Source organism: Vagococcus fluvialis bH819, from assembly GCF_900163795.1.
Classification (GTDB): Bacteria; Bacillota; Bacilli; order Lactobacillales; family Vagococcaceae; genus Vagococcus; species Vagococcus fluvialis_A.
In genome coordinates this window covers 1-26,961 of record NZ_FWFD01000015.1, presented here as the reverse complement: position 1 = coordinate 26,961, position 26,961 = coordinate 1, and the positions used below count along the sequence as shown (strand labels likewise).

Sequence of the window (26,961 nt, the reverse complement as noted above, 5' to 3'; positions counted from 1 at the left end):
TACTATTAGAACTAGTTATTTATAACTTTTTTGTGACATCTATCTGGTACTTATCTATTTTACGATATAAAGTACTTCGTGCCATATTTAATCTTTCAGCTGTTTGTGTGAGATGATAGTTAGTTGCTTGAAGTGTGTGAATAATTTCTGATCGTTCATCTAAATCATTATCCAATTTAGGTGATATTTTAATTGAACCGATTGAAATTAAGTCTACTACTTCTTCATATGTCGGTTCTTTTTTAGGAAAATACAACGCTAAGCGTTCTAAAAAGTTTTGAAACTCACGTATATTTCCTTGCCATTCATATTCTCTAGCAATTTGACTGATTTTTCTTTGCCAAGTTGGTTGCCATTGTTTATTCTCACAAAAAGCATCTACTAATGTTTCAAAGTCCTCTTGTCTTTCTCTAAGAGAAGGTAAATTTAATGGCAGCACATATAATCGATAGAATAAATCTTCTCTGAATTCGCCTTGTTTGACTAGTGCCTTTAAATCTTGATTACTTGCTGTGACTAATCTAAAATCAACAGAAATTTCTTTATCACTTCCAACAGGTGTTACTTTTTTTTCTTCTAAAGCACGAAGTAATGCTACTTGCATGCGCTTAGACATGCTATCAATTTCATCTAAAAAGAGGGTTCCTTGTTCAGCTTGCTCAATCTTACCTTGATAACCAGATGAATTAGCCCCTGTAAACGCTCCTGAGACATATCCAAACAACTCACTTTCTAGTAAATTTTCACTCAATGCGCCACAGTTAACAGAAACAAGTTTACCAAATTGCCGACTACTATTGTAGTGAATCGTTTTTGCTGAAACCTCTTTCCCACTACCAGTCTCACCATAAATGTGGATTGGTAGTTCTGATTTAGCTGCTTGAGATAGTTGATTTAAAAATTGTTGATAATCTTGATTTTTTGACGTAATGCCAAAACTTACAAAAGAAGGTTCTGCTTGTCCTTTTTCTAACCTATAACAATATCCCACCAATTCTTTATTTTGGTATAATTTTTGTTTTTGAAAGGGTGCTTTTCCCTTTTTCATTAAATCAGTAATCATCTCACCTTGATTGTCTTCGTATCTGCTTTGATAGTCTTCTGATACAGATAGAATTTTCCCGTCTAATCCAACCAGTAAAGCTTGACTGAATGGCTCTTCCAAAACACCTAGTAGTAATTCTTTTGTTTCTTTTATCTCTTGTTCAATCACTCTTTGTTGGACATTTTTAGCAATCATTTTAAGGGCAAATAAGGTATAGTTTGCCTCTTTCGTCTGCTCCATTGTAGAAACATTTAAACAAGCAATAACCTCATTATTTCCATTAAAAATAGGTGTTGAACTACACGTAAATGGATGTGATGCTTCAGAAAAATGTTGGAATTTTTCAACTGTCACACTTTGAAGTGTTCTAAGAGAAATACCAATCGCATTGGTTCCTACAGCTTTTTCAGTCCAAATACTTCCTTCTGAAAATTCAATATCGTTCGCTAAATGACGTGTTTCTGAATGGCCCTCTCGCCATAAAATAGTTCCTTTTTTATCTGTTAAAATAAAAAGTGGTTTTTTTATATAAAAAAACTCATTTAACCGATTAATTTCACTTTTTACTGTTTGAATTAAAAAGGTCATTTCTTTCATTTGTAGCGCTAATTCAACATCAGATATTTTTTCAACCCCTTGTCTTGAGAATGGATTAACTGAGTGTTCTGTACAATATTTCCATGAATCAATAATATATTCTGGTAGTAATTTTTGATTAACTTCATTTGATTGAACGTAAGTCTGCCATAAATCTTTAGTATTCAATAGCTTCACTCGCCCTTCCTTAGTTAGAAATAGTATAGCATTTTTTCACAAATTTTAATAACATGGAAGATTAAAAGTCACATCAAAATAACCTACCTTTACCTAGTTTAGGTAAGGGTAGGCTCAGACTATCATTAGCAGATTTATAATTTCTCTGCAAATTCGTTAATTTTTCTAATTCGATGATTAATTCCGGATTTGGTAATTGCTCCAGAAGGTAACATCTCTCCTAGCTCTTTCAAGCTAATCTCTGGATTTTCTAAACGAATCTCTGCAACTTCTTTTAACCTCTCTGGAAGGCTATCTAACCCAACACGATCTTCGATTAGACGGATATTTTCAATTTGTCTCTTTGCCGCGTCTGCTGTTTTATTCATATTGGCATTCTCACAATTTATTAAACGGTTAACTGAGTTTCTCAAATCTCGAACGATTCGAACGTCCTCAAATTTTAGCATAGCGTTAGTTGCTCCTACTAAAATTAAAAAATCAGCAATTTCTTCTGCCCCTTTAAGATAGACAATATAACCATTTCTTCTGTCCAACACTCGACCATTAAAATCATAAAATTTCAACATTTCACAAAGATCATTGCATTGATCCTCATACATTGAATAAATTTCTAAATGGTAACGGCTTGTTTCAGGATTATTTACTGAACCACCTGCTAAAAACGCACCGCGTAGATAGGAACGCATTTTTTGTTCGTTTCCCATAATAGAAGAGGAGACTCGTGTTCTAAACATAAAACCATCCATAATTTCTAGGTCAGTTAGGACATCTTGAGTTCCTTGCTTCAGTCTAACAATATAAACATTATTTTTTTTTAATTTCATTTTTCTTCTAACTAATAATTCACTATTTACTTGATAATGATCTTTTAGTAAGGTATAAATTCTTCTGGCGATTGCCGCATTTTCAGTCTGCACATTTAGAACAAACTGACGATTCACTAGTGTAACCGCTCCATTCATTCTTATCAAAGCAGCTAATTCAGCTTTAGCGTGCTCTTTATGAACTTCCAATGTGGTCAGTTCTTTTTTTACATCCGATGCAAAAGACATCCTGACTCACTCCCTTACTATTTAATATTTAGTACCTAAAACTAGACGAAACAGCTCTTCCACTACTTTATTCCCATCATGGAAAACCCCACCATCTTTTAGTTCTAAGAAGTCTGCTGAGATTACACGACACTCTTCATCTCTTAAGCCTTGAAAATTATGACGTACTTGAACGAGGTATTCATCATATACATCAAAATCCATGTAACCTTCTGGAATTGGCTCTGTATTTACAAGAACTGTACTTATAAATTTAGCGCCCAAATGTTTATGAAGCACGCGAATATGATCCGCATCTGAAAAATGCTCAGTTTCACCTTTTTGCGTCATAATATTACATATATAAACAACTTCTGCCTCTGAGTCAACTATTGCTTGACCTAAATCACCTATCATTAGGTTTGGCAAAATACTGGTATAAAGACTACCGGGTCCAAGAACAATCATATCTGCTTCTTTAATTGCTGTTACAACCTTACGAGCTGCTTTTGGTGTCTCTTCGTCCATCGTATTTTTTACATAAACATAATCAATTTTTTTACGATCTTCAGCAATTTTTGATTCCCCAACTACTTCTGTTCCATCTTCAAATTTTGCATGCAATGTTAAAGATTTTTCAGAAGCAGGATAAATATGACCATCTACATGCATGAATTTTGTCAATAATTGGATCGCATCATAAGTGCTTTCTTTCATTTCAGAAAGAGCAGCGATAATTAAATTACCTATCGTATGATTTGCTAAAAAGTCATCTTCTTGTTTAAAACGGTATTGAAAGATTTTTTCATACATTTGAGGCATATCAGATAATGACACTAACACATTACGCAAGTCCCCAGGAGGACTCATATTAACACTTTCTCTTAAAGCGCCACTGCTTCCTCCATCATCTGCTACAGTAACAACTGCTGTAATATCCGCGCTTTGATAACGAAGACCTTTCAAGATAACTGGTAAACCAGTTCCGCCACCGATAACGACGATCTTAGGTCTTCTAATTCGGTAAGTTTTCATGAACGATTAACCGTTTCTTTTCTTTTTGAAATATCTCGGTGGGTGATATTTGTCTTATAATCTTGTTCAATACGGTGACCTAAACGTTCAGTTAAAGCAACTGAACGGTGTTGACCACCTGTACAACCAATCGCAATGGTTAAACTCATTTTACCTTCTTTTTTGTAACCAGGTAAAATACTTAAAATTAATTCTTCATATTTTTGATAGAAATCTTCTGTCATTTCTGATGCCATCACGTAATCATAAACTGGTTTATCTTTACCACACATTGGACGTAATTCATCCACATAGTGAGGGTTTGGTAAAAAGCGAACATCCATAACAATATCAGCATCAATAGGTAAACCATATTTAAATCCAAAAGAAACCATCTCCACTCTAAAAGTAGACGTGTCTTGAGATTTAAAATTCGCCATGATGCGCTCTCTTAACTCACGAGGTGCTAATTTAGTTGTATCAATCACTAATTGAGCTTCCGCTTTTAATTCACTAAGTAAAGAGCGCTCTTTAGCAATTCCTTCTGTCACTAATCCGTCCATAGCTAAAGGATGGGTTCTTCTTGTTTCTTTATAACGAGAAACTAATTCTTTATCTGAAGCATCTAAGAACATAATACTTGTATCGACTAATTTTGTATTTTCAATTTCAATTAACATACTTTGGATTTCTTGGAAAAAGGCACGTGATCTTAGATCAATTACTAAGGCGATTTTTGTGATCTTTCCAGATTCTTTAATTAATTCCCAAAATTTAGGAATTAAACTTGGAGGTAAATTATCAATACAGAAAAAGCCCATATCCTCGAAGCTTTGGATAGCGACTGTTTTACCAGCACCACTCATTCCTGTAATAACAACTAATTGAAGACTTTCTATTTGTTTTTCTTCCATTTATCTCACTCCCTATTTTCAATTCATCAATTATAACATACCTGGCGTGTCATAAGATAGTCTTAAAAATCATTTGACAATTAATGTCTCTGGATATATAGTTAGTTACATAACCAACTAACCAAATAAGTAGTGAGGTGATTTCATGAAATTTAATTACACAGGTGACAAACCTTTATTCCAACAAGTAGCTGATCAAATTAATGAAGGTATCTTAAATGGTGCTTATCAAGAAGGTGCTCAAATCCCTTCTACCACAGAGATTTCAAAAGTGTATCAAATTAATCCAGCCACAGTTTTAAAAGGAATGAATATTTTAGTTGAGCAAGAATTAATCGAGAAAAAACGTGGGATTGGGATGTTTGTTCTTCAAGGAGCGAAGGAGAAAGTGATGACAATGAAAAAGGAAGAATTCTTAAACCAAGACGTTCATCAAATTATTGAAGAAGCAAAAAAATTAAATATTAGTTTAGACGAACTTAAAACAATTTTAGAAAGAGGGTATCAATCATGAGTTTAGACATCAGAAATGTCACAAAAGATTATAAAGAGAAAAAAGCTTTAGACAATATTACTATTACAATTGAGCCAAACAAAATTTACGGCTTACTTGGTCGAAATGGTGCTGGTAAAAGTACCCTTTTAAATATTATTAATAATCGCAGTGTTCCCAGTAGTGGCGAAGTACTTTTAGATGGTGTTACTTTATTAGACAATGAAGTGACTCTTAATCAAGTTTATCTAATGAGTGAAGATAACCTCTTTCCTTCAACAATGAAAGTGAAAGAAATGTTTAAAATATCTGAACAATTTTATGGGTCATTTGATTGGGATCTAGCTGAAAAAATGAGTTTAGAATTTGAGCTTGGTAAGAAATCAACCTTTAAAAAGTTATCCACTGGTTACCGTAGTATTGCAAAATTAATTATTGCTCTTTGTGCTCCTTGCGATTACATCTTTTTAGATGAACCTGTTTTAGGTTTAGATGCTGCTCACAGAGAATTGTTTTATGAGTTTTTAATCGAGACTTACGAGGAACGACCACGAACCTTTATTATTTCTACTCATTTAATTGAAGAAATTACTAATCTGTTAGAGAGCGTCATTATCATTGATAAAGGACAAGTCAGTGTAGCTGAGGACGTTGCAACGATTTTAGAAACTTCTTTCACTTTATCAGGTCCTAAGACAAGTGTTTTAGCTGCAATTAAAGATACTAACATTATTGGACAGGAAGAACTTGGTGATTTCATTAGTGTTCATATCACTGGTCAACTGCCTGATAATTTCTCAAATGATATTTCCGTTTCTCCACTTAATTTGCAAAATTACTTCGTTCAATTAACTAAAAGAAAGTAGGTTTACTTATGAAACTATCTACAGCAATCTCTTATCGCTTTAAATATCAAATGAAATCAGCCGCTATATTCTTTGCTTATTTTATCTTTTTCGCCGTTATTTTACCGTTAGTTGGTATCTTTATGGCAGGAGGTGTTGATCAAGTCGTAAAATCTGACGCAATTATCCCTGGTATTGTCTTCATGATGATACTAGCTTTTATCGGAATCAGTACTGATTTTAAATTATTTATTCAAAATGGTATGTCGCGACTTAATATTTACTTAGCTTCTTTAATCTCAAATGCCGTTTTATCAGCTGTTTTTGCTTTTGCTTTGATGTTGTTTCCATTTTTATTAAATAAAGTTTTACCAACAAACTTTAAATTCACGCTTTTTTTAACTGAATTTTACACTGATAATAATGTAATGCTTAGTTTCTTACTTTTATTTGTTTTACTTCTAGCAGCAAGCTCATTAGGTACAATTGCTGGAACATTTAATGACCGTGTGACTGGTGTTAAAAAACTTGTTGTCATCGGTTTACTTATTGTCATCCCTATTTTAGTTAGCATGCTCATTCAAATTGTTAGTCCCTCTTTTAGAGCCAATATTTTTTCATTCTTACAAAAAATGTTAGGACTTAATAATGGAAAAGTTGAAGTGTTACCGTTTATGATCACTTTAATCACTCTCTTTATCATTTTTTCTATCATCACTTATTTAATGAATATCAACCGTGAGATTAAACGAGTTAATGGATAAAATTATCAAAAAGCGCTTAGTTCCAGTTGCTCGGATCTAAACGCTTTTTCATCTACCATTTATTATTCAGAGATTTAAAAGCAACTCCTTCGACAACTTCACAAATCATAAGCAATCCCAAAACCGTGGATTGTTTATGATTTCCTCCAGTTGCTCGGAGCTAAACGCTTTTTCATCTACCATTTATTTGTATCTTTCCATAACTTCTTTTAAGTAATAACCTGTAAAACTTTCTTCGACCATCATGACTTCTTCTGGTGTTCCTGTCGTTACAATCGTACCGCCTCCATCGCCGCCTTCTGGTCCTAAATCAATAATATAATCAGCCGTTTTAATCACATCTAGATTATGCTCAATCACTAGTACTGTATTACCAGCATCTACTAAACGAGTCAAAACTCCAATCAAGCGACTAATATCATCCGTATGAAGTCCTGTTGTTGGTTCATCTAAAATGTAGAAATTCTTACCATATGAACGTTTATGAAGCTCACTAGCTAGCTTCATCCGTTGGGCTTCCCCACCTGATAAAGTTGTCGCAGATTGACCTAATTTAACATAACCTAAACCAACATCGACAATCGTCTGCATTTTGCGGTGAATTTTTGGAATTGGTTTAAAGAATGTGACAGCATCTTCTACTGTCATCTCTAAAATTTCTGCTATATTTTTTCCTTTGTATTTCACTTCTAATGTCTCAGAATTGTACCGTTGACCATGACAAACCTCGCAAGGGACATAGACATCTGGTAAAAAATGCATCTCTATTTTAATAATTCCATCACCACGACATGATTCACATCGTCCACCTTTTACATTAAAACTAAAACGTCCTTTTTTATAACCACGAATTTTAGCTTCATTGGTTTTTGAGAACAAATCACGAATATCATCAAAAACACTGGTATAAGTTGCCGGATTACTACGAGGTGTTCTACCAATTGGGCTTTGATCAATATCAATGATTTTTTCAATATCTTCATAACCTGTAATGGATTTATACTTTCCTGGTTTCTCTGAATTTCGATTAATCTTTTGAGCTAAAGCTTTTTTCAAGATACCATTCACTAAAGTACTCTTACCTGACCCTGAAACACCTGTCACTGCCACAAATTTACCAAGAGGGAATGAGACATTTAGATTTTTCAAGTTATTGGCTTCGGCTCCCTTAACAACAATTTCTTTACCATTGCCTTCTCTTCTTGTTGTTGGAACAGGAATTTGTTTTTTGCCAGATAAGTATTGACCGGTTAAAGAATTTTCATCCTTTTCAACTTCACTAGGTGTCCCTGCTGCAATAATTTGACCGCCTAATTCACCGGCTCCTGGTCCAATATCAATCAAATAATCGGCTGCTCGCATCGTATCTTCATCATGTTCCACTACTATCAAAGTGTTTCCTAAATCACGCATTTTTTTCAAGGAATCAATCAATCGATTATTGTCTCGCTGATGTAAACCTATCGAAGGTTCATCTAAGATATAGAGTACTCCAGAAAGATTAGAACCAATTTGGGTTGCTAATCGAATTCTTTGGGCTTCTCCACCGGAAAGTGTTCCAGCTGAACGGCTCAATGTTAAGTAAGTTAAACCAACATTTTTCAAGAAACTTAATCGATCTTTGATTTCTTTTAAAATAGGATTGGCTATCATTTGTTCCTGTTCACCAAATGATAACTCATCAAAATAAGCTAAACTATCTCCGACTGCCAGATTACTAATTTGACCAATATGATTACCATCCACTTTTACAGACAACGCTTCTCTATTCAAACGATACCCATGACATGTTTCACATGTTAACTCAGTCATATACAATTTCATTTGTTCTCTTGTATAGTCACTGTTCGTTTCATGATAACGACGTTTAATATTAATTAAAATCCCTTCAAAGGGAATGTCCACATCTCTCACGCCACCGAATTCATTTTCATAGTGGAAATGGAATTCATCCCCTTTTGATCCTTTTAATAAAATATCTTGTTGCTCACTTTCTAACTTTTCAAAGGGTGTATCAAAATCAATTCCAAATTGTTCGCAAGCTTGTTCTAACATTTGTGGGTAGTAATTTGAACTAATTGGATTCCACGGAGCAATCGCCCCTTCTCTTAGTGTTTTACTTCCATCTGGAACAACTAGGTCTTGGTCGACTTCTAATTTAATACTTAGACCATCACACTCTGGACAAGCTCCAAATGGCGTATTAAATGAGAATAACCTTGGTTCGATTTCGCCAACAGTAAAACCACAATAAGGACAGGCATAATGTTCACTGAACAACATCTCTTCTTGTCCAGCAACATCAACGAGAGCATATCCTTCCGACAATCGTAATGCCATTTCAAACGAATCAAACAAACGAGATCGAACGCCTTCTTTTACTACAATACGATCGACAATAATTTCAATCGAATGCTTTTTATTCTTTTCTAGTTCTGGAACTTCTTCAATATCATAGCTTTCTCCGTCAATTCTAACACGGACAAACCCTTCTTTTTTAATTTTTTCAAAGACTTTTTTATGTTGTCCTTTTTTACCTCGAACAATAGGTGCTAAAACTTGAATTTTAGTTCTCTCTTCAAGTTCTAAAATTCGATCCGTCATCTGTTCTGGAGACTGACTGCTAATTTCCGTGCCGTCATTGGGACAAATCGGATGCCCTACACGAGCGTATAATAATCTCAAGTAATCATTAATTTCTGTCACGGTTCCTACTGTTGAACGAGGATTTTTACTCGTTGTTTTTTGGTCAATTGAAATGGCTGGACTCAAGCCATCAATACTATCCACATCTGGTTTATCCATTTGACCTAAGAATTGTCTTGCGTATGCTGACAGACTTTCTACATATCTTCTTTGCCCCTCAGCGTATAACGTATCAAATGCTAAAGAACTTTTTCCAGAACCTGAAAGTCCCGTAATAACTACTAACTCATCTCTAGGAATTGTTACATCTATATTTTTCAAATTATGGGCGCGCGCACCACGTATAACTATTTTATCGTTAGCCATGATCATCCTCCTTATTTAAGTGCCTTTAATTCTAAAATCGTATCTCTCAATGTTGCTGCTTTTTCAAAGTCTAATGATTTCGCTGCATCTTTCATTTGAGCTTCAAGTTCTACTAATAATTCTGATTTTTCAGCTTTATTTAAGTTCTCATATTGTTCTGTTAAGCTAACATCCTCTTCATCATCGTTCGTTTTAGAAATCCGAATCAAGTCACGAATTTCTTTAATTATTGTTTTTGGTGTAATGCCATGCTCTGTGTTATACGCCTCTTGAATACCACGTCTTCTTCCTGTTTCTTCAATCGCATAATTCATAGAATCCGTCATTTTGTTCGCATACATGATTACTTTTCCGTTCTCATTTCTTGCTGCCCGACCAATTATTTGCACTAAGGAACGTTGACTTCTTAAGAAACCTTCCTTATCTGCATCAAGAATCGCCACTAGTGAAACTTCTGGGACATCAATTCCTTCTCTTAAAAGGTTGATACCAATCAAGACATCAAATTCACCCAATCTTAAATCTCGAATTATTTCAGTTCTTTCTAATGTTTTTATATCACTATGTAGATACTTCACTTTGATTCCTAACTCTTTAAAGTAATCTGTTAAATCCTCTGACATTTTTTTCGTCAAAGTCGTAATGAAGACACGTTCATTTTTCTCAACCCGCTCATTGATTTCACCAACTAAATCATCAATTTGTCCCATAATTGGTCTTACTTCAATTTCAGGATCTAGTAACCCTGTCGGACGAATAATTTGTTCTGCCACGATGTCCGTTTGCTCTGCTTCGTAAGGACCAGGAGTTGCCGAAACATAGACGATTTGATCCACATGCTCTTCAAACTCAGATAATTGCAACGGTCGATTGTCAAGAGCACTTGGTAATCTGAAACCATAATCCACTAACATTTGCTTTCTAGCTCTGTCCCCGTTATACATTCCTCGAACTTGGGGCATCGTTACGTGAGATTCATCTACCATAATTAATGAATCTTCTGGGAAGAAATCAATTAAAGTATAAGGTGGTTCCCCTTCTTTTCTGCCTTCCATTTGACGGGAATAGTTTTCAATCCCAGAACAGTAGCCCATTTCACGCATCATCTCAATATCATAATTTGTTCGTTGTTCTAAACGTTGAGCTTCGATTAATTTTTCATCGGCTTTTAATTCTTTTAATCTCACATCAAGTTCCATTTGAATTCTAGCAATGGCTTCCTCCATTTGTTCTTCGTTGGTCACAAAGTGTTTTGCTGGGAAAATGGCTACATGCTCTGTGTCTTTCATTATTTCACCTGTTAACGCATTCACTTCACGAATTCGGTCAATTTCATCTCCAAAAAATTCGACCCGTAAAGCATGTTCATCTCTTGAAGCAAGAAAAATTTCCACTACATCGCCACGAACTCTAAAACGTCCCCGTTGGAAATCAATATCGTTACGATCAAATTGAATATCAACTAGAGCTCTCAAAAGCTGATCACGTTCCATCTCCATTCCCACTCTTAATGATAAAACTTGCTCTTGATACTCTTTAGGATCACCCAAACCATAGATACAAGAAACAGAAGCGACTACAATCACATCATTTCTCTCAAGTAAAGAGCTAGTCGCTGAATGTCGTAATTTATCAATCTCATCATTCACACTAGAGTCCTTTTCGATATATGTGTCACTAGAAGGAACATACGCTTCTGGTTGATAATAATCATAATAACTAACAAAATATTCGACTGCATTATTAGGGAAAAATTCTTTGAATTCGCTATACAGTTGACCTGCTAATGTTTTATTATGAGCAATAATAAGTGTTGGTTTATTAACTTCTTTGATAACATTAGACATGGTAAATGTTTTACCAGAACCTGTTACACCTAATAAAATTTGCGCTTTTTCTTTTTTATTTATATTATCTACTAACATTTTAATGGCTTCTGGTTGATCTCCAGAAGGTTCGTATTTAGACACCAAATCGAAAGTATAATCTGTTCGTCTTTCTATCATTTTCTTGACTCCTTTGGCTGTTTATTAATTGCTTTATTTTACCATACCGAACACACTTTCGCCAATTGGAACTTTTAAAAACAAAAAAATAATCATATCATTTTCCTTTTACGAACTAAAAGAGTAGAATAAATGAATAGTCATACATATGTTAAAAAAGAAAGGATGTTCCATTTATGTCTAAAGAAATTTCAATGAAACAAATTAAAGCATTAAACGAAACTTACTACGCTAATCCAAGCCATTTAATCAGCCAAAGAGCTGTTAAAAAGAACGGAATTTTAGCTTCATCAGAAAATCAATCTTCTGTAATAAAAAATAATCCTGTTTTTTCAATTGATATAGATACTGGAAAAGTAGCTAATCAAAAACAAAGTGGCCGTTGTTGGATGTTTGCTGCACTTAATACCTTCCGTCACCAAATTACAGATACTTTTAACATTAAAGATTTCGAGTTATCTCAAAACTATACATTTTTCTGGGATAAATTTGAAAAGGCAAACTATTTCTATGAAAATATTCTTACTACTGCAACAGAAGATTTATCAAGCCGTAAAGTAGCTTTTTTACTTCAAACACCACAACAAGATGGTGGTCAATGGGATATGCTAGTTGCCATTATTCAAAAATACGGAATTGTTCCAAAAACAATTATGCCAGAAACCTTTAGTAGCTCAAAAAGTAGTGACTTAAATGCTTTCTTAAATAAAAAATTAAGAAAAGATGCTATTACTTTACGAAAATTAGTTTCAGAAAATACATCTACAGAAGAAATTACAATAGCTAAAAATAACATGCTTCAAGAAGTTTATAATTTATTAGCAACTTCTTTGGGCACACCCCCAGAACACTTTGATTATTCTTATGTAGATACAGATGGAAACTATCATTTAAAACAAGATCTAACACCACAATCATTTTACGATGAATTTATCGGACGTGATTTATCTGATTATGTGAGTATTATCAATGCACCAACTAAAGATAAACCTTACAATCAAGTTTACACCGTTGAAATGTTAGGCAATGTGGTTGGTGGAAAAGAAGTTCGTCATTTAAACGTAGATATGGATACCTTTAAAAACTTAGCAATCAATCAATTGAAATCTGGAGAAGCTATTTGGTTTGGCTGTGATGTCGGTCAATCATCAACACGTGACTCAGGTATTATGGCAACTGACGTTTATAGTGTCGCAGAAACTTTAGATGTGGATTTTGGCATGACAAAAGCAGAACGTTTGGATTATGGTGAAAGTTTAATGACTCACGCTATGGTTATTACTGGTGTGGATTTAATAAATGATAAACCGGCTAAATGGAAGGTCGAAAATAGTTGGGGCGATAAAGTAGGCAGCAAAGGTTACTTTGTTATGAGTGATGCTTGGTTAGATGAATACACTTACCAAATTGTAATCAATAAAAAATTCTTAACAAAAGAACTATTAGAAGACATCGAAAAAGACCAAGTCACAACACTCCTACCTTGGGACCCCATGGGAGCACTAGCTTAAAACAGCGTGATGAAAAAGGCGTTTAGCTCCAAGCAACTGGAAGAACTACTAAACAATCCATGTTGTTGGGATTGATTAGTAATTCTGAAGTTGTCGTAGGAGTTGCCTTTTGAATCCAGACTAAAACAAGGTGAATAAAAAATCGTTTAGCTCCAAGTAACTGGAAGGAATAGTAAACAAGCCACGCTTTTAGGCTTGATTGCTGTTACTGAAGTTACCGTAGGAGCTGATTTTTTAGTCCCGACTAAAACAGCGTGATGAAAAAGGCGTTTAGCTCCAAGCAACTGGAAGAATTACTAAAAAAAATCTGCGGTGTAAGTTAAAAACTTACACCGCAGATTTTTTATTTTGGTAGTTGTTGTTTTAATAACGCTTGAACACGAGCTAATTCTTCGTCTGGGATAACTTGATAAGATAAACCATCAATTGTTTCTCCATTACCATGAAGTGTTTCATTATCAATAGTTGTGAAACAATTTCTATAATCTTTAGCAATTGTAAACATTTCTTCAGGTTCTAAATCTGTTTTCATGTTATCTTCAATAGCTTTTAAAATTTGTTTATATCTGGTTACACCACTAAAAGTTAAGGCACGGTCTGCAATTGAACCAATCACTTCTTGTTGTCTAACTTGACGACCATAATCACCATTTGGATCTTCATATCTCATACGAGTATATGCTAAAGCTTGATCTCCATTTAGTTTGTTTTTTCCTTTAGAGAATTTATGACCATCTTGTTCAAATTCAAATTTATTATTTACTTCTACGCCGTCTACTGCATTGACTAAATCTTCAAACCCTTCCATATTGATCCAAACATAGTGATCAAGTGGGATGTCTAAGAATTTTTCCATTGAATCTAATGCCATTTTTTCTTGCCCGTACGCATAGGCATGGGCTGCTTTTTCAACAGTGCCGTGTCCTACCATTTCCATACGTGTATCACGTGGAACGCTGACTAGTGTTGTTTTATTTTCTTTTGGGTTAACTGTTGCGACTAAAATAGTATCCGAACGACCAACATCTGTTCGCCCGAATTCACCAGTGTCAAGGCCTAATAAAAGAACAGAAAATGGTTCTCCATCTTTAATATTAGTTGTATCTACTCTTCCCTCAACAGGTTTACTTACTTTATTAGCTGTATTTTTAACATCAAAATACGTTTTACCTAAAAATGCTGTTGCTCCTACTAAAAGAACAACTAAAATTCCTAGTAAAATGAAGATTGTCTTTTTTAAAGGACTGCTTTTTTTATTTCTATTTTTCTTACGGGTTTCCATAATCCATCTCCTATAAATAACAATTTAAAATTATTCTATCATACAGCTTTTATAAAAACCACCTTTTACAAAAGAGGTTTAAACAAATTTAAACTTTTAAAATAACATGTTATATTTACACCTTTAAAAAACTGATTAATTTTTGGGTTGCTTCTACTATATTCTCAGTTTTAGTTGCTAAATTAATTCTAATAAATGATGAATGATTTGCATCAAACCACTCACCATAATCAACTGCTATTTTAGCTTTTTCTTCCATAATATTAACGATATCTTGCTCTTTTAAATAGTAAGATAAATCTACCCAAGCCAAGTAAGTAGCTTCTTTGGGTGACACAACAACATGAGGGAGCTCTTTTTCAAATAACTGACTCATAACTTTGTAGTTGTGTTCAATGACTTCTATCAATTCATCCAACCATTCTGAACCATAAGTATAAGCAGCCTCTGTCGCAATCGTTCCCATCAAACTAACAGTATTATTAACTGCTTTTTCAGCAAATAAATCATACTCTGATCTTAATTCTTGATTGGGGATTAAAAGATGAGAATGAAGTAAACTAGCAATATTAAATGTTTTAGAAGGTGCACTTAGCACAAATAAATGATCTAAATATTTTTCCTCTACAGACAAAGTACTAATAAATTCTTGACCTGGCTGAATAAAATCTTGATGAATTTCATCTGAGATAACTTTTACACCATGTTTCAAGCAAATTTCTAATAAACGTTCTAATTCATTTTTACTCCACACTCTTCCAACAGGATTTTGTGGTGAACAATGGAGAAATAACTTAACCTTATTTTCGATAATATCAGCTTCAAATTGCTCAAAATTAATTCCATATATCCCTTTATTATTTTCCAAATGAGAGACCACTAATTGACGATTATTATTAATAATAGCATCATAAAAAGGATAATAAACTGGAGCTAAAATAATAACACTTTCATTTTCTTGACTAAACGCCTGGATTAAATAATTAAATGAATTAACCACTCCAGTAGTGAATCTAATCCATTCTTTCTTAATTTCAATATTGTGACGCTTTTTTTGCCATTTCATAAATGAATTGTAATATGAATCACTCACTAAAGAATAACCAAACACACCATGCTCAATTCGTTCAATCATTTTTGCTTGAACTTCTTTAGGAACTTTAAAATCCATATCTGCAACCCATAAAGGCAGTAAATCCGCTGTTGAGAAACGTTCATTCATGCCATCCCATTTAACTGAATTCGTTCCAGCTCTTTCAACATAATAGTTTTCTATAAACTTTTCAATAGACATTCCATCATTCCTTTTTTTGTAGTCATTTAATTATAACCAATTTTGATTCATTTAACATCATAAAATAAATTTTGTCTTTTTACGTATATTGATAAAGTTTTCGCTTAGGGTTATAATAAAAAAAGATTAGGTTAACCTAAAAAGAAAGGATTATCTTTATGAATTTATTAGCAATTCACACTCAAGAAGAAGCAATCATTGAAAATATTATTCATCCAGACGAAGAGATGAAACGTCGTTTATTTGATTTAGGTTTTTATAAAGGGACTATTGTGAAAAAAGTTCTAGTTAGTCCTAAAGGAGATCCTATTGCTTACCGTGTTCGTGGAACAACTATTGCGCTCAGAAATAGTGATGCTCAGTACATTGAGGTGAAAAAAAATAATGCCAACTAATAATGAGATATTTTCAATCAAAAAAAAATCAGCCTCAGATCATGTTATTTCTTTAGCTGGAAATCCAAATGTGGGGAAAAGTTCTATTTTTAACGAATTGACTGGTATGAGACAACACACAGGTAATTGGCCAGGTAAAACGGTTGATTTAGCTCAAGGATATGCTCAACACAATAATAAGGGGTATGTTTTAGTTGATCTACCTGGAACTTATTCTCTGATGGCTCATTCTCAAGAAGAAGAGGTTGCTCGAGATTTTATTGAATCTGCAGACTCTGAAGCTACAATCGTCGTTTGTGATGCCACTAGTTTAGAACGAAATTTAAATCTCGTTCTTCAAATCATGCAAATTACGCCAAAAGTAATTGTCTGCGTCAATCTTCTTGATGAAGCAAAAAAGAAAAAAATTGATATTAATTTATTAAAATTACAAGAATTATTAGGGGTTCCAGTTGTCGGAACTTCAGCTGTCAAAAAACAAGGACTAGATGAGTTAATGACCCAAGTAGAAAATATTATCACTGGTAAAATCACTGCTAATCCATACATGAGAGAAGCTTTAAACCAGATACATCAAGAATCTGAAACTGAAATTTTAGCTATTCTTGACAGAGCTTCTGTTATTTCTAATGAGGTAATCACATTCGGGGATAAAGATTTTGATAAAAGGGATCGAGCATTAGATAAAGTTCTAACGCAAAAAAGTACGGGTATTCCCATTATGATTCTCTTACTTTTACTTATTTTTTGGTTCACAATAGTAGGTGCGGATGCTCCTTCTAATTTTTTAGCTGATCATTTTAATCGCTTTGGTAATTGGTTAACTAATTTAGCGAATCAAGCTAATATTCCGATTATGATTCAGAGTGTTTTTATTGATGGCATTTATAAAGTTCTCTCAACAGTCATCGCTGTTATGTTACCACCTATGGCGATCTTTTTCCCTATTTTCACATTATTAGAAGATTTTGGTTATTTACCCCGTGTTGCTTTTAATTTGGATAAATATTTCCAAAAAGCTGGGGCTTGCGGAAAACAAGCTTTAACAATGTGTATGGGCTTTGGTTGTAATGCTGCTGGAGTAGTAGGTACTAGAATTATTGATTCACCTAGAGAGAGATTAATCGCTATCATAACAAATAATTTCGTTCCTTGTAACGGACGATTCCCTATTCTAATTGCTATTATTACAATGTTTTTTGCCGGAACAAATACTGGGTTACTTAGTTCTTTGAAATCTGCTGTTTTTCTTACTTTAGTCATTTTACTTGGTGTAGCAACTACTATTTGGGTCTCAAATATTTTATCAAAAACTATTTTAAAAGGACTACCTTCATCTTTCACTTTAGAACTACCGCCTTATAGAAAACCGCAAATAGGCCAAGTAGTTGTTCGCTCTATTTTTGATCGAACGTTCTTTGTTTTATGGCGTGCTATGATTGTAGCTGCTCCTGCTGGTTTAGTTATTTGGATTCTGGCTAACATTCAGATGGGAGACCAATCTATCTTACAAGCTATTACTAATTTTATTGATCCTTTTGCCCAACTTATGGGACTTGATGGAACAATTTTAATGGCCTTTATTTTAGGTCTTCCAGCTAATGAGATTGTTATTCCTATTATGGTCATGGGTTATATGGCATCAAGCACAATCACTGATTATAGCTCCCTTAATGAGTTCCACCAATTACTTGTTAACAACGGTTGGACGTGGTTAACAGCAGCTAACGTTTTACTATTTACCTTATATCATTGGCCTTGTTCAACCACACTTTTAACTATCTACAAAGAAACTAAAAGTAAAAAATGGACGTTTATTTCTTTTATCACACCAACTATTATTGGTGTTGGTATTACGATGTTAACGACTTTAATTGCCCATTTGTTTGGATTAGTATAATTAAAAAAACCTCCTAACGTTTTTCACGTTAAGAGGTTTTTTAGTTAAATACTGCTTGTTTCATATCCAAGTTCAGTAATAACTTCCATCACTTTATCAAGAGGGATTTTCGTTTCATCAAACTTAATTTTCGCTTCTGCATCTTTTAATTTCACTTTTATTTTTTCAACTCCATCAAGTTCAGAAACAGCTTTTTCAATTTTCCCAACACAATGTCCGCAACTCATACCATCTATTTTAATTTTTTGTTTCATCATTTTTATCACCTTTCTTTTTTAAAAGATTTACATCTGTAGTTCATATTTATATAATACTCCCAGAAGAAACTTTTGTCAAAGTTTTAGGTCTAAAAAAATAGCTATTCCAAAAAAGGAATAGCTAATAACATCTCTCTATGGATAGATACGGTGTAATAAACGAGGGAATGGACTTGCCTCACGTACATGTTCAATACCACAAACCCAAGTAACAGTACGCTCTAAGCCTAAACCAAAACCTGAGTGAGGAACTGGACCATATTTTTGTAAATCTAAATACCATTCATAGTCCTTGCGATCTAAACCATCTTTTTCAATTTGTTCTAATAAATAATCAAATCCAATAGCACGTTCGCTACCACCAATGATTTCTCCATAACCTTCTGGAGCAATCATGTCGGCACGAATCACCACATCATCTCTTGTAGGATGTGGTTTCATGTAGAATGGACTCATTGATTTTGGATAGTTTAAAATAAAGACTGGTTTTTCATAGTGGTTAGCTATGAATGTTTCATGTGGAGAACCAAAGTCATCTCCCCAATTAATATCTTCAAAACCATTTTTTTGTAATAATTCCACTGCTTCATCATAAGATATACGTGGGAATGGTAATGTTGTATATTTTTTAAGTAATTCTTTGTCACGTTCCAAAATATCTAAAGCATAATCACAATTTTCTAAAACTTTTTCAATCATGAATGAGACATATTGTTCTTGGATTTCTAAGCTTTGTTCTTGATCAACGAATGCCATTTCTGGTTCCATCATCCAAAATTCAGTTAAATGACGACGTGTTTTAGATTTTTCAGCTCTAAATGTTGGACCAAATGAGAATACCTTACCAAAAGCCATTGCTGCAGCTTCTAAGTATAATTGACCTGTTTGTGATAAATAAGCTGGATCACCAAAATAATCTGTTTCAAACAACTCAGTTGTGCCTTCCGGTGCACTAGCTGTTAAAATAGGTGGATCAATTTTAATAAAATTACGATCATTAAAAAATTCGTATGTCGCACGGATTAATTCATTACGAACTTGCATAACAGCATGTTGTTTTGTAGAACGTAACCATAAATGGCGATGATCCATTAAAAAATCAATCCCATGTTCTTTGGGAGTGATTGGATAATCTTTACTTTCTCCGACTATTTCTAGACCGGTAATACCGATTTCATAACCAAATTTAGAACGTGTATCTTCTCGAATTTCTCCGATGACAAAGACAGATGTTTCTTGGTTTAAGTTTTTAGCTATATCAAACAGTTCTTCTCCCACTTCACTCTTCACAAGAACTCCCTGGAAGTACGCTGAACCGTCTCTTAGTTGTAAGAATGCAATCTTACCACTTGAGCGTTTATTGGCGATCCACGCCCCAATTTTGACTGTTTCTCCTACATGATTTTTTGAATCAATTATTTGTATAGTTTTCATTTCAACGCTCCATCCCTATTTTTTTATTTGCTTTGCTTTTGATTGAACAAAAGCTGTTATCTGATCAATTGCTTGATTTAAAGTTTCTAAGTCAGTGGCATAACTTAACCGAATATGATTTTTAGTCCCAAATCCAGCTCCCGTAACAACAGCTACATGTGCTTCTTCTAGTAAATCATTCACCCATGTGTCTACATCCGTATAACCACAAGTAGTCATACACTCTGAAATATCAGGATATAGATAAAAAGCACCATGTGGTTTATCTACTTTAAAACCTGGTATCTCTGATACTCGTTTGTAAACGTGATTCAAGCGCTCTTCAAATATTTGTCGCATAATCTCTACTTGTATTTGATCTCCTATTAAGGCCTCAGTTGCCGCATACTGGCTCACTGCTGATGGATTACTTGTTGCTTGAGAAGCAATCTTAATCATTTGCGAAATTATTTGGCTATCTCCTAAAGCATAACCAATTCGCCAGCCAGTCATCGCATAACTTTTAGATACTCCATTAATCACGATTGTCTGCTTTTTTAATTTTTCAGACAAAGTAGCAATTGGCGTAAAGACATTCCCATTATAAACTAATTTGCCATAAATATCATCGGCAACTATCAAAATATTATGTTTAATTGCCCATTCACCAATTTTTTCTAACTCTTCCTTAGAATAAATCGCCCCCGTTGGATTACAAGGCGAATTTAAAATAAACGCTTTTGTCTTATTTGTGACACTTTTTTCTAAATCTGCAACTGTAACTTTAAAGCCAGCTTCTTGATTACCCTCAACAAAAACAGGCACACCTTCAGCTAACTCTACTTGGGCTGCGTAGCTGACCCAATAAGGAACAGGAATGATAACTTCATCCCCTTGATTTAAAATAGTTTGGAATAAAGTATATAGAACAAATTTAGCTCCTGTCCCAACAATCACCTCATTTGGCTGATACGTTATCCCATAATCAATCTTAGTTCTTTCAATAATTGCCGTAATTAACTCACTTGTGCCTTGGACAGGTGTATAAAAACTAGCTTGACCTGTTTCAATTGAATTGATCGCTGCTTGTTGAATATTTTTAGGTGTCGAAAAATCTGGTTCTCCTAAAGTTAAACTAAGAACATCTATACCTTGTTCTTTTAATTTTTTGGCTTTAGCCGCTGCAGCCAAAGTTGCTGATGGCTTTAAGTTTGCCGCTCTATCAGATAAATCCATAACTAATCCTCCTCGTTATAAATCAGTCATTTTATTGGTAATTTTTCCTTCTTTGAAATCAATTAGATAATAACTAAGACTATTATCCTTAGCAGTAGCTACTACTTCCCAAACTGGCTTTTTATCATACATCCCTAATGATATTTTTTTTATTTTTTTAGTTTCCTTTGTGTCTAATACAACTTGGATGGCATCGTCTCCTGTAAGTCCATCTTTTTGATTCATTACAAGCGCTTCTGAACCATCTTGAGGTAACAACACTACTTTCGACTCATTTTTATCGTCAGTTCCTACTACTGTAAAATAAGTCCTATCTCTTGTGAACCAATAGAAATTTTCTACTTTAGATATATTAGCAACTTCTTCTGAAATCTTGATTGCTTGATTTTTTGCTTTGCGCATCGGACTACTAGATTGAAAGAGAATGATCCCCATCAATATTAAAAATAGAATCAACGACAATGTAACTAACTTTAACTGTCGATTGCGTTTTTTACTCACCCATCATCCCTCATTTCATTTGACCTATTATAGCAATTTTTAATTAAATTATCATTCATTTACTGTAAAAAAATCTGCCACTTGCTTGGTTAAATCTTTTTTTGAAACTTCACTAATTGGTAGACTATTAGGTAAAAAAGATAACAGTTTGGAGCTATAGCTAGAATTTAGTAGCCTATCATCTAACAATATAATGATTCCTCTATCTTTTTCAGATCTTAACAATCGGCCCAAACCTTGTCTTAATCTCATACCTGCTTGGGGAATTGCTTCATCATAAAAAGGATTGCCTCCTTGCTGCTCTATATAATGATATTTTGCTTCAACTATCGGTCTTTTAGGTGGATCAAAAGGAAGCTTAGTCATAATAATTAAGTCAAGTTCTGGAAAAGAAAGATCAATTCCTTCCCAAAAACTATTGGCACCTAAAATAATCCCACCATTATTTTTTGAAAAACGTTTAATTATTTTTTCTTTTGTTCCAGTTATTCCTTGTGCTAAAACTTCTGCCTCTTGATGGTTAAAAAAGCCTGCTAGTTTCTGATAAACTTTCTTTAATAAATTATGAGACGTAAATAAAATTAACATTGATTTTTTTCCTATCTCATAATTATCGATAATTATTTTAGCAACATACTCTGCGTATTCGTTAGTTTTGGATAAATCAACAAGCTCATTTTTAACAACTAACAATTTAGCTTGTTTTTTATAATCAAAAGAATCCTCTGTTTTTAATTTTTTAGCATTAGGTATTCCAAGTTGTTTTTCAAAATAATTAGAATCTGAATCTAGTTGGAGCGTGCCACTTGTATAAATTATTTTATTAAAATTTTCATACCATTGAGTATTTACTACTGTCATTTTAGAAAAATCAACTTTTTTTAAGATGACATGATTTCTTTCTAGTGTAATCCATCTTGTAGTACTATCATCATAAAACTTAAAATACTCAATAAACTCTTCACTCCACTGACTAAATTTTTCTAATAGAATAAGATAATCTATAACATAAAAATAATTATCAAAAACAATCTCTGTTAACTGATTAGCTATTTTTTCTTTAAAACTTTTTTTAATTTGATTAATTTCACTCAAAATAGTTAATAACTCTTTTAAATTTTTTCGCATAGGAAGAGGCCAATCAATTATATTACCTAATTGCTCCCATAATATCTCTACATTATTTCCATTTAATTTAGTTTTACTAACGATAAAGTCTTCAAACCACTGTAAATCTTCTTTAGCATCTAAACAAAGAGTTCCTATTAAATCAACGAATTGACTCAATGAGTTATCTGTTAAATTGACTAGACTTTTGTAAATTTCCTCGTGCTCTCTTAATTTTTTTAATAAAGAAAAACCTAAATTAATCGAAAGTTCTTTAGTTACTTGATTTTCTAAATTATAAATTAATTTATGTGCTTCATCTACTACTAAAACTGAGGTCTTAGGAATCACTGGCTTCTCTCTTTCGTTTTCTTCACATAAGAAAGCATGATTAACGATAAAAATATCTGCTTTGTCTTTTTTTTCTTCAAGGTAACACATGAAATCTTCTTTATAGAATATTGATTGCTGATTAAGTGAATTAATACCTCGATGCTTTATATGGTCAAAGAAAACATGTTTCTTGTTTAAATTAATCTCATCTAAATCACCAGTCTCTGTTTCTGTCAGCCAAGTTAATGTAGCCATCTGATTCAATGCGTATTGCTTTTGCGGTTCACCATGATGATACAAAGTTTTATAAAACTTATCTAGATCAATGTAGTGCTGGCTACTTTTTAAAATGATTCCAAACAGCTGGATACCAGTAACTTTCTCTAGATAATTTAATGATTTATCAACTAGTTGTTCTTGAAGCAGAATAGTACTAGTAGAAATAACAAAAGGACGTTTTATTTTAGACGAATAGCTTAAAGGTAATAAATAACCTAACGATTTACCACTTCCAGTACTCGCTTCAATAATTAAATTTTTATCTTCTTCTGCACCATCTGAGACAAAATGATAAATTTCATCCATCATTTGATTTTGAGAGGGACGATAACTAAACTCATTACTCAGGTTATTTTCCTTATTTTTTTTACCACTAGGATAATCAGCTTGTATCGTATTATTTTTTTCTCTAAATTGATAATTTTTTTCCTTGAGAGCAACACATTCAATAGTTTTTAATTTATTTAAATTTTTATTGTCTAATACACTTTTTTCATTTAATAATGTTTCTAAAAAAATATTTGAATTATCAACACCTAGTGAATACGACAAATCCACCATTTTACTGAGAGTTATAAAAGGCAATGTTGCTATTTTTTGTGCTAATCTAATAAAAATTTCGGCTGTAACATAAGCATCACTCAATGCTTGATGAGGATTATCGTGTTTTAAATTCAAATATTCAGCTAAATCTTTTACTCTAAACCCTGAAGAGCATGGGAACATAATTTGAGACAGTTCGACAGTATCTAAACAATCTAATTCTAACTCTTCTTGGCCCGCTCTGCGTAATTCACTATTTAAAAAGGAATAATCAAAATAAACATTATGCGCTACGAAGCAACAATTTGAAAGAATTTGACTAATCGTAGAAGATATATCTTCAAAATAAGGTGCTGTTGCAACCTGTTCATTACTAATTCCTGTAAGAAATTCTATATTTTTTGGAATTGGTTTTAGGGGATTTACATCTGTTGAGAAGTAATTGATAATTTTCCAATTTTGAATAAAAACACAGGCAAACTGAATTATTTTATCAGTTTCTGGATTGGTACCCGTTGTCTCAATATCAACAACTGCATAAGTACTATTTTTTTTCAATCTCTATTCCCCTTTCCTATAACATCACTTCTTACCATTATACAGATTTCTACTTCATTTTTCACTATATAACTTATTAATTTTACTCATGATATTCTTTACGTTACATTGTTTTAATGAACAAGTTATGGTTAAATAGATATATATATAAAAAGTTTGATTAGGTGGGCTATTAAAATTATGAAGAATTTAAAAATTATTGGAGGGATTGTGTTCGTTTTTTGGTTAGTTGCCCTATATTTAACCTATACGGATTCTATTTTTTGGTATTTATATTTACTTATTTCTAGTATTGCACTATTTCTAGCATCAATTTTGCTATATCGTGCAGAGTTAAAAAAAATGTATAAACGTGCCGACCAACAAATTAATCGGTTAAAATCACGATCTACAAAAACAATTAGTTATGACGAAGATGAAGAATATTATGAAGTTCTAGACAATAAAAGACGTCGTAAAAAACGTCGTAAAAAAAGAGATAACTACCATTTAGAAACAACTATGAGAGAAAGAAAGAAAACAAGTGAAAATCATGGTTCATCTGATGAAATTCATAGAGTATCTTCTATTAGAAACAAAGAGTACTTACACACTAAAATAAATTTATTGTACAGCGGTGAAAAACAACAGCTATTATTTGAAACAATCCAGCAATTAAAAGATAATAATTTATTCACTACTTATTATGCTGGTGTCTCAAACGAAGATTTGATTAATCACTTTGAAGAATATGAAGAAAGAAATATTTTTGAATTATATGATAACCTGATCCCAAATACTTATGCAAAATTACTTTATGATCCTTCTTCAGACCATAATAGAATTGGCATCTTCCTTGGTATCACTCGTGATGCACAAGAAGAGATGATGCTTGGTTTTATTGCTCTTGAAGATAGTTATAAAGCGGATCTGCTTTTAAAGAAATACGACAATATCCAAGTTTTTCCAACTATTTTAGGTGGAACCTACAAACGTGTTTATCGTAATAAAGAAGGTGAAATCAAAATTATTAAAGATTTCATCAATTACGATTTAACCATTTCATTAGCCTTTTACAATAATTAAAAAACATTAATCACAAAATTTTAAAAATTTTGATGATTAATGTTTTTTTAATACTTATTAAATACTACGTTTCTTAAAAACTGCTTTTTTAGAAATAATATAATTAATAACAATCGCTAAGACTTGGACAATTAAAGCAAAAATAAATTCATTTAATAGCTCTGGATTTCCTATCAGTTTTTCGGAAAAATAATTATTAAATAATAGAGAATTATAATTTATCCGATTCAAAAATAAAATATTGATGAAAAATTCTGAAAATTTTTCAACAGCAAGGTAAGTAATTCCGATATCTAATATAAATACAAATAAACGTCCGGCAATAAAACCAATTAATTGTTTTATTACAACACGTGGTGACCACTCTGTATCTTTAAATACAAATATTTTATTGGTTATATACGCAAATAAAATTGCTGATATCTGACCAAATACAACACCACTAATTGAACTATTAGTTATATTTAAAACTGTAAATCTTGTTATAAAATAAACCATTGTAGTTAAAATCCCAAATATCAAATATAAAATTGTTTCTTGATTAAAAATTTTTTTCATTTAATTACACCATCTAACCTTTTATTTGTACTCTTAAAAGCTAATCGATTAATAATAACAGCAAAAAACATACATATCAAGACAAAATAATTTTTAGTCTTGATCTTGTTACTACAATTTAGTTAGTGTTACAGGTTAATAATTAGTATTAATTAAAAATAAATGATATCATTTAACTATTAGTTTGAAAGGATGATTACTATATGAAAATGGCACACACATGTGTACGTATAAAAGACCTAGATGCTTCTCTTAGTTTTTACAAAGAAGCTTTTAACTTTGTAGAGAGTAGACGCAGAGATTTTCCTGAGCACGAGTTCACACTCGTTTATTTAACATTACCTGGAGACAACTATGAACTTGAATTAACTTATAATTATAATGCAGAAGCTTATGATTTAGGAAATGGATACGGTCATATTGCTATTTCAACAGATGATTTAGAAGGTCTTCATAAAAAACATAAAGAGGCTGGTTTTAATATTACAGATTTAAAAAATCTACCTGGAGTCCCACCATCGTATTATTTTATTATCGATCCAGATGGCTATAAAATAGAAATAATTCGCGAAAAATAGTTACTAACCTAAAAAGAGGTTAAAATCAAATTGATTTTAACCTCTTTTTATTTATTTTATTAAACAAAAAAATTAAATCATAAAGATTTGATTTTAAAAACTCCGGCAGTAGGACTCGAACCTACGACATCATGATTAACAGTCATGCGCTACTACCAACTGAGCTATGCCGGATTATTTATAATAAGCATGGCAACGTCCTACTCTCACAAAGGGAAACCCTTCACTACCATCGGCGCTAAGAAACTTA

General features: G+C 32.7%; 22 protein-coding genes and 1 tRNA gene. 8 read left to right on the top strand and 15 right to left on the bottom strand.

Going from position 1 to position 26,961, the window contains the following annotated elements; all coding sequences use genetic code 11:
* Nucleotides 1-19 precede the first annotated feature (19 nt).
* The 4 genes from FM121_RS09670 to rapZ all read right to left on the bottom strand — a co-directional run bounded on the left by FM121_RS09670 (nucleotide 20) and on the right by rapZ (nucleotide 4,781).
* Nucleotides 20-1,819: a sigma-54-dependent Fis family transcriptional regulator gene (locus FM121_RS09670; protein WP_086951963.1), complete on the bottom strand. Its 1,800-nt coding sequence runs from the start codon at nucleotides 1,817-1,819 to the stop codon at nucleotides 20-22.
* 134 nt (nucleotides 1,820-1,953) lie between these two features.
* Nucleotides 1,954-2,874, bottom strand: coding sequence for a DNA-binding protein WhiA (gene whiA, locus FM121_RS09665; protein ID WP_086951962.1), 921 nt, complete (start codon nucleotides 2,872-2,874; stop codon nucleotides 1,954-1,956).
* A gap of 21 nt (nucleotides 2,875-2,895) precedes the next feature.
* On the bottom strand, nucleotides 2,896-3,888 hold the full coding sequence (locus FM121_RS09660) for a gluconeogenesis factor YvcK family protein (RefSeq protein WP_086951961.1): 993 nt from the start codon (nucleotides 3,886-3,888) through the stop codon (nucleotides 2,896-2,898).
* Nucleotides 3,885-4,781 carry an RNase adapter RapZ gene (gene rapZ, locus FM121_RS09655; protein WP_086951960.1) on the bottom strand — a complete coding sequence of 299 codons (897 nt, stop codon included), beginning with the start codon at nucleotides 4,779-4,781 and terminating at the stop codon, nucleotides 3,885-3,887. Before rapZ ends, FM121_RS09660 begins: the two co-directional genes overlap by 4 nt.
* 145 nt (nucleotides 4,782-4,926) lie before the next feature.
* On the opposite strand from rapZ, the gene FM121_RS09650 reads away from it, so the two are divergent.
* Genes FM121_RS09650 through FM121_RS09640 form a run of 3 tightly spaced genes read left to right on the top strand, consistent with a single transcriptional unit; the run spans nucleotide 4,927 to nucleotide 6,883 of the window.
* The gene (locus tag FM121_RS09650; RefSeq protein WP_086951959.1) at nucleotides 4,927-5,295 is read left to right on the top strand and encodes a GntR family transcriptional regulator; all 369 of its coding nucleotides are present in this window, start codon (nucleotides 4,927-4,929) and stop codon (nucleotides 5,293-5,295) included.
* Nucleotides 5,292-6,140 (top strand): ATP-binding cassette domain-containing protein, encoded by an 849-nt coding sequence (locus FM121_RS09645; protein ID WP_086951958.1) that lies wholly within the window; start codon nucleotides 5,292-5,294, stop codon nucleotides 6,138-6,140. Before FM121_RS09650 ends, FM121_RS09645 begins: the two co-directional genes overlap by 4 nt.
* An 8-nt stretch (nucleotides 6,141-6,148) precedes the next feature.
* Nucleotides 6,149-6,883 carry a hypothetical protein gene (locus FM121_RS09640; RefSeq protein WP_086951957.1) on the top strand — a complete coding sequence of 245 codons (735 nt, stop codon included), beginning with the start codon at nucleotides 6,149-6,151 and terminating at the stop codon, nucleotides 6,881-6,883.
* 183 nt (nucleotides 6,884-7,066) lie between these two features.
* Here FM121_RS09640 and uvrA read toward each other — a convergent pair whose 3' ends face one another.
* Both uvrA and uvrB read right to left on the bottom strand, forming a co-directional pair.
* On the bottom strand, nucleotides 7,067-9,895 hold the full coding sequence (gene uvrA, locus FM121_RS09635) for an excinuclease ABC subunit UvrA (RefSeq protein ID WP_086951956.1): 2,829 nt from the start codon (nucleotides 9,893-9,895) through the stop codon (nucleotides 7,067-7,069).
* 11 nt (nucleotides 9,896-9,906) lie between these two features.
* Nucleotides 9,907-11,901, bottom strand: a complete 1,995-nt coding sequence (gene uvrB, locus FM121_RS09630) for an excinuclease ABC subunit UvrB (protein ID WP_086951955.1) — start codon at nucleotides 11,899-11,901, stop codon at nucleotides 9,907-9,909.
* Between the two features lie 176 nt (nucleotides 11,902-12,077).
* Here uvrB and FM121_RS09625 point away from each other — a divergent pair, with 176 nt between their 5' ends.
* Entirely contained in the window at nucleotides 12,078-13,412 is a 1,335-nt protein-coding gene (locus FM121_RS09625; protein WP_086951954.1) for a C1 family peptidase, read from the top strand.
* 343 nt (nucleotides 13,413-13,755) lie between these two features.
* On the opposite strand, the gene FM121_RS09620 is transcribed toward FM121_RS09625, so the two are convergent.
* Nucleotides 13,756-14,694 (bottom strand): LCP family glycopolymer transferase, encoded by a 939-nt coding sequence (locus tag FM121_RS09620; protein WP_086951953.1) that lies wholly within the window; start codon nucleotides 14,692-14,694, stop codon nucleotides 13,756-13,758.
* Between the two features lie 115 nt (nucleotides 14,695-14,809).
* Nucleotides 14,810-15,988: a MalY/PatB family protein gene (locus FM121_RS09615; protein WP_086951952.1), complete on the bottom strand. Its 1,179-nt coding sequence runs from the start codon at nucleotides 15,986-15,988 to the stop codon at nucleotides 14,810-14,812.
* Between the two features lie 158 nt (nucleotides 15,989-16,146).
* Between FM121_RS09615 and FM121_RS09610 the strand changes: the two genes are divergently transcribed.
* A complete protein-coding gene (locus FM121_RS09610; RefSeq protein ID WP_086951951.1) occupies nucleotides 16,147-16,383 on the top strand; it encodes a FeoA family protein in 237 nt (78 codons plus the stop codon).
* A complete protein-coding gene (feoB, locus tag FM121_RS09605) occupies nucleotides 16,373-18,283 on the top strand; it encodes a ferrous iron transporter B (RefSeq protein WP_086951950.1) in 1,911 nt (636 codons plus the stop codon). The genes FM121_RS09610 and feoB overlap by 11 nt, the downstream gene beginning before the upstream one ends.
* 44 nt (nucleotides 18,284-18,327) lie before the next feature.
* On the opposite strand, the gene copZ is transcribed toward feoB, so the two are convergent.
* From copZ to FM121_RS09580, 5 genes are all read right to left on the bottom strand, one after another.
* The gene (gene copZ / locus FM121_RS09600) at nucleotides 18,328-18,537 is read right to left on the bottom strand and encodes a copper chaperone CopZ (protein ID WP_086951949.1); all 210 of its coding nucleotides are present in this window, start codon (nucleotides 18,535-18,537) and stop codon (nucleotides 18,328-18,330) included.
* A gap of 138 nt (nucleotides 18,538-18,675) precedes the next feature.
* Nucleotides 18,676-19,974 (bottom strand): asparagine--tRNA ligase, encoded by a 1,299-nt coding sequence (gene asnS, locus FM121_RS09595; RefSeq protein WP_086951948.1) that lies wholly within the window; start codon nucleotides 19,972-19,974, stop codon nucleotides 18,676-18,678.
* A gap of 15 nt (nucleotides 19,975-19,989) precedes the next feature.
* Complete coding sequence (locus tag FM121_RS09590) at nucleotides 19,990-21,189, bottom strand: pyridoxal phosphate-dependent aminotransferase (protein ID WP_086951947.1); 1,200 nt, start codon at nucleotides 21,187-21,189, stop codon at nucleotides 19,990-19,992.
* Between the two features lie 15 nt (nucleotides 21,190-21,204).
* A complete protein-coding gene (locus FM121_RS09585; RefSeq protein WP_086951946.1) occupies nucleotides 21,205-21,690 on the bottom strand; it encodes a cell wall elongation regulator TseB-like domain-containing protein in 486 nt (161 codons plus the stop codon).
* A 51-nt stretch (nucleotides 21,691-21,741) separates the two neighbouring features.
* Nucleotides 21,742-24,510: a helicase C-terminal domain-containing protein gene (locus tag FM121_RS09580; RefSeq protein ID WP_086951945.1), complete on the bottom strand. Its 2,769-nt coding sequence runs from the start codon at nucleotides 24,508-24,510 to the stop codon at nucleotides 21,742-21,744.
* 180 nt (nucleotides 24,511-24,690) lie between these two features.
* Between FM121_RS09580 and FM121_RS09575 the strand changes: the two genes are divergently transcribed.
* Nucleotides 24,691-25,575 (top strand): DUF6681 family protein, encoded by an 885-nt coding sequence (locus tag FM121_RS09575; protein WP_086951944.1) that lies wholly within the window; start codon nucleotides 24,691-24,693, stop codon nucleotides 25,573-25,575.
* A 57-nt stretch (nucleotides 25,576-25,632) separates the two neighbouring features.
* On the opposite strand, the gene FM121_RS09570 is transcribed toward FM121_RS09575, so the two are convergent.
* On the bottom strand, nucleotides 25,633-26,133 hold the full coding sequence (locus FM121_RS09570) for a GtrA family protein (protein WP_086951943.1): 501 nt from the start codon (nucleotides 26,131-26,133) through the stop codon (nucleotides 25,633-25,635).
* A gap of 203 nt (nucleotides 26,134-26,336) precedes the next feature.
* Here FM121_RS09570 and gloA point away from each other — a divergent pair, with 203 nt between their 5' ends.
* Nucleotides 26,337-26,711: a lactoylglutathione lyase gene (gloA, locus tag FM121_RS09565; RefSeq protein WP_086951942.1), complete on the top strand. Its 375-nt coding sequence runs from the start codon at nucleotides 26,337-26,339 to the stop codon at nucleotides 26,709-26,711.
* Nucleotides 26,712-26,811: 100 nt separating this feature from the next.
* On the opposite strand, the gene FM121_RS09560 is transcribed toward gloA, so the two are convergent.
* Nucleotides 26,812-26,885 (bottom strand) — tRNA-Asn (locus FM121_RS09560).
* Nucleotides 26,886-26,961: the final 76 nt, after the last annotated feature.

Excerpts from the sequence above, each read along its gene's own strand:
- FM121_RS09660 (WP_086951961.1), bottom strand. The coding sequence starts at position 3,888 with ATGAAAACTTACCGAATTAGAAGACCTAAGATCGTCGTTATCGGTGGC.
- FM121_RS09640 (WP_086951957.1), top strand. The coding sequence starts at position 6,149 with ATGAAACTATCTACAGCAATCTCTTATCGCTTTAAATATCAAATGAAA.
- FM121_RS09625 (WP_086951954.1), top strand. The coding sequence starts at position 12,078 with ATGTCTAAAGAAATTTCAATGAAACAAATTAAAGCATTAAACGAAACT.
- FM121_RS09620 (WP_086951953.1), bottom strand. The coding sequence starts at position 14,694 with ATGGAAACCCGTAAGAAAAATAGAAATAAAAAAAGCAGTCCTTTAAAA.
- uvrB (WP_086951955.1), bottom strand. The coding sequence starts at position 11,901 with ATGATAGAAAGACGAACAGATTATACTTTCGATTTGGTGTCTAAATAC.
- FM121_RS09575 (WP_086951944.1), top strand. The coding sequence starts at position 24,691 with ATGAAGAATTTAAAAATTATTGGAGGGATTGTGTTCGTTTTTTGGTTA.
- asnS (WP_086951948.1), bottom strand. The coding sequence starts at position 19,974 with ATGAAAACTATACAAATAATTGATTCAAAAAATCATGTAGGAGAAACA.
- FM121_RS09615 (WP_086951952.1), bottom strand. The coding sequence starts at position 15,988 with ATGTCTATTGAAAAGTTTATAGAAAACTATTATGTTGAAAGAGCTGGA.
- whiA (WP_086951962.1), bottom strand. The coding sequence starts at position 2,874 with ATGTCTTTTGCATCGGATGTAAAAAAAGAACTGACCACATTGGAAGTT.
- FM121_RS09610 (WP_086951951.1), top strand. The coding sequence starts at position 16,147 with ATGAATTTATTAGCAATTCACACTCAAGAAGAAGCAATCATTGAAAAT.
- FM121_RS09645 (WP_086951958.1), top strand. The coding sequence starts at position 5,292 with ATGAGTTTAGACATCAGAAATGTCACAAAAGATTATAAAGAGAAAAAA.
- copZ (WP_086951949.1), bottom strand. The coding sequence starts at position 18,537 with ATGAAACAAAAAATTAAAATAGATGGTATGAGTTGCGGACATTGTGTT.
- FM121_RS09570 (WP_086951943.1), bottom strand. The coding sequence starts at position 26,133 with ATGAAAAAAATTTTTAATCAAGAAACAATTTTATATTTGATATTTGGG.
- uvrA (WP_086951956.1), bottom strand. The coding sequence starts at position 9,895 with ATGGCTAACGATAAAATAGTTATACGTGGTGCGCGCGCCCATAATTTG.
- gloA (WP_086951942.1), top strand. The coding sequence starts at position 26,337 with ATGAAAATGGCACACACATGTGTACGTATAAAAGACCTAGATGCTTCT.
- FM121_RS09590 (WP_086951947.1), bottom strand. The coding sequence starts at position 21,189 with ATGGATTTATCTGATAGAGCGGCAAACTTAAAGCCATCAGCAACTTTG.
- rapZ (WP_086951960.1), bottom strand. The coding sequence starts at position 4,781 with ATGGAAGAAAAACAAATAGAAAGTCTTCAATTAGTTGTTATTACAGGA.
- FM121_RS09650 (WP_086951959.1), top strand. The coding sequence starts at position 4,927 with ATGAAATTTAATTACACAGGTGACAAACCTTTATTCCAACAAGTAGCT.
- feoB (WP_086951950.1), top strand. The coding sequence starts at position 16,373 with ATGCCAACTAATAATGAGATATTTTCAATCAAAAAAAAATCAGCCTCA.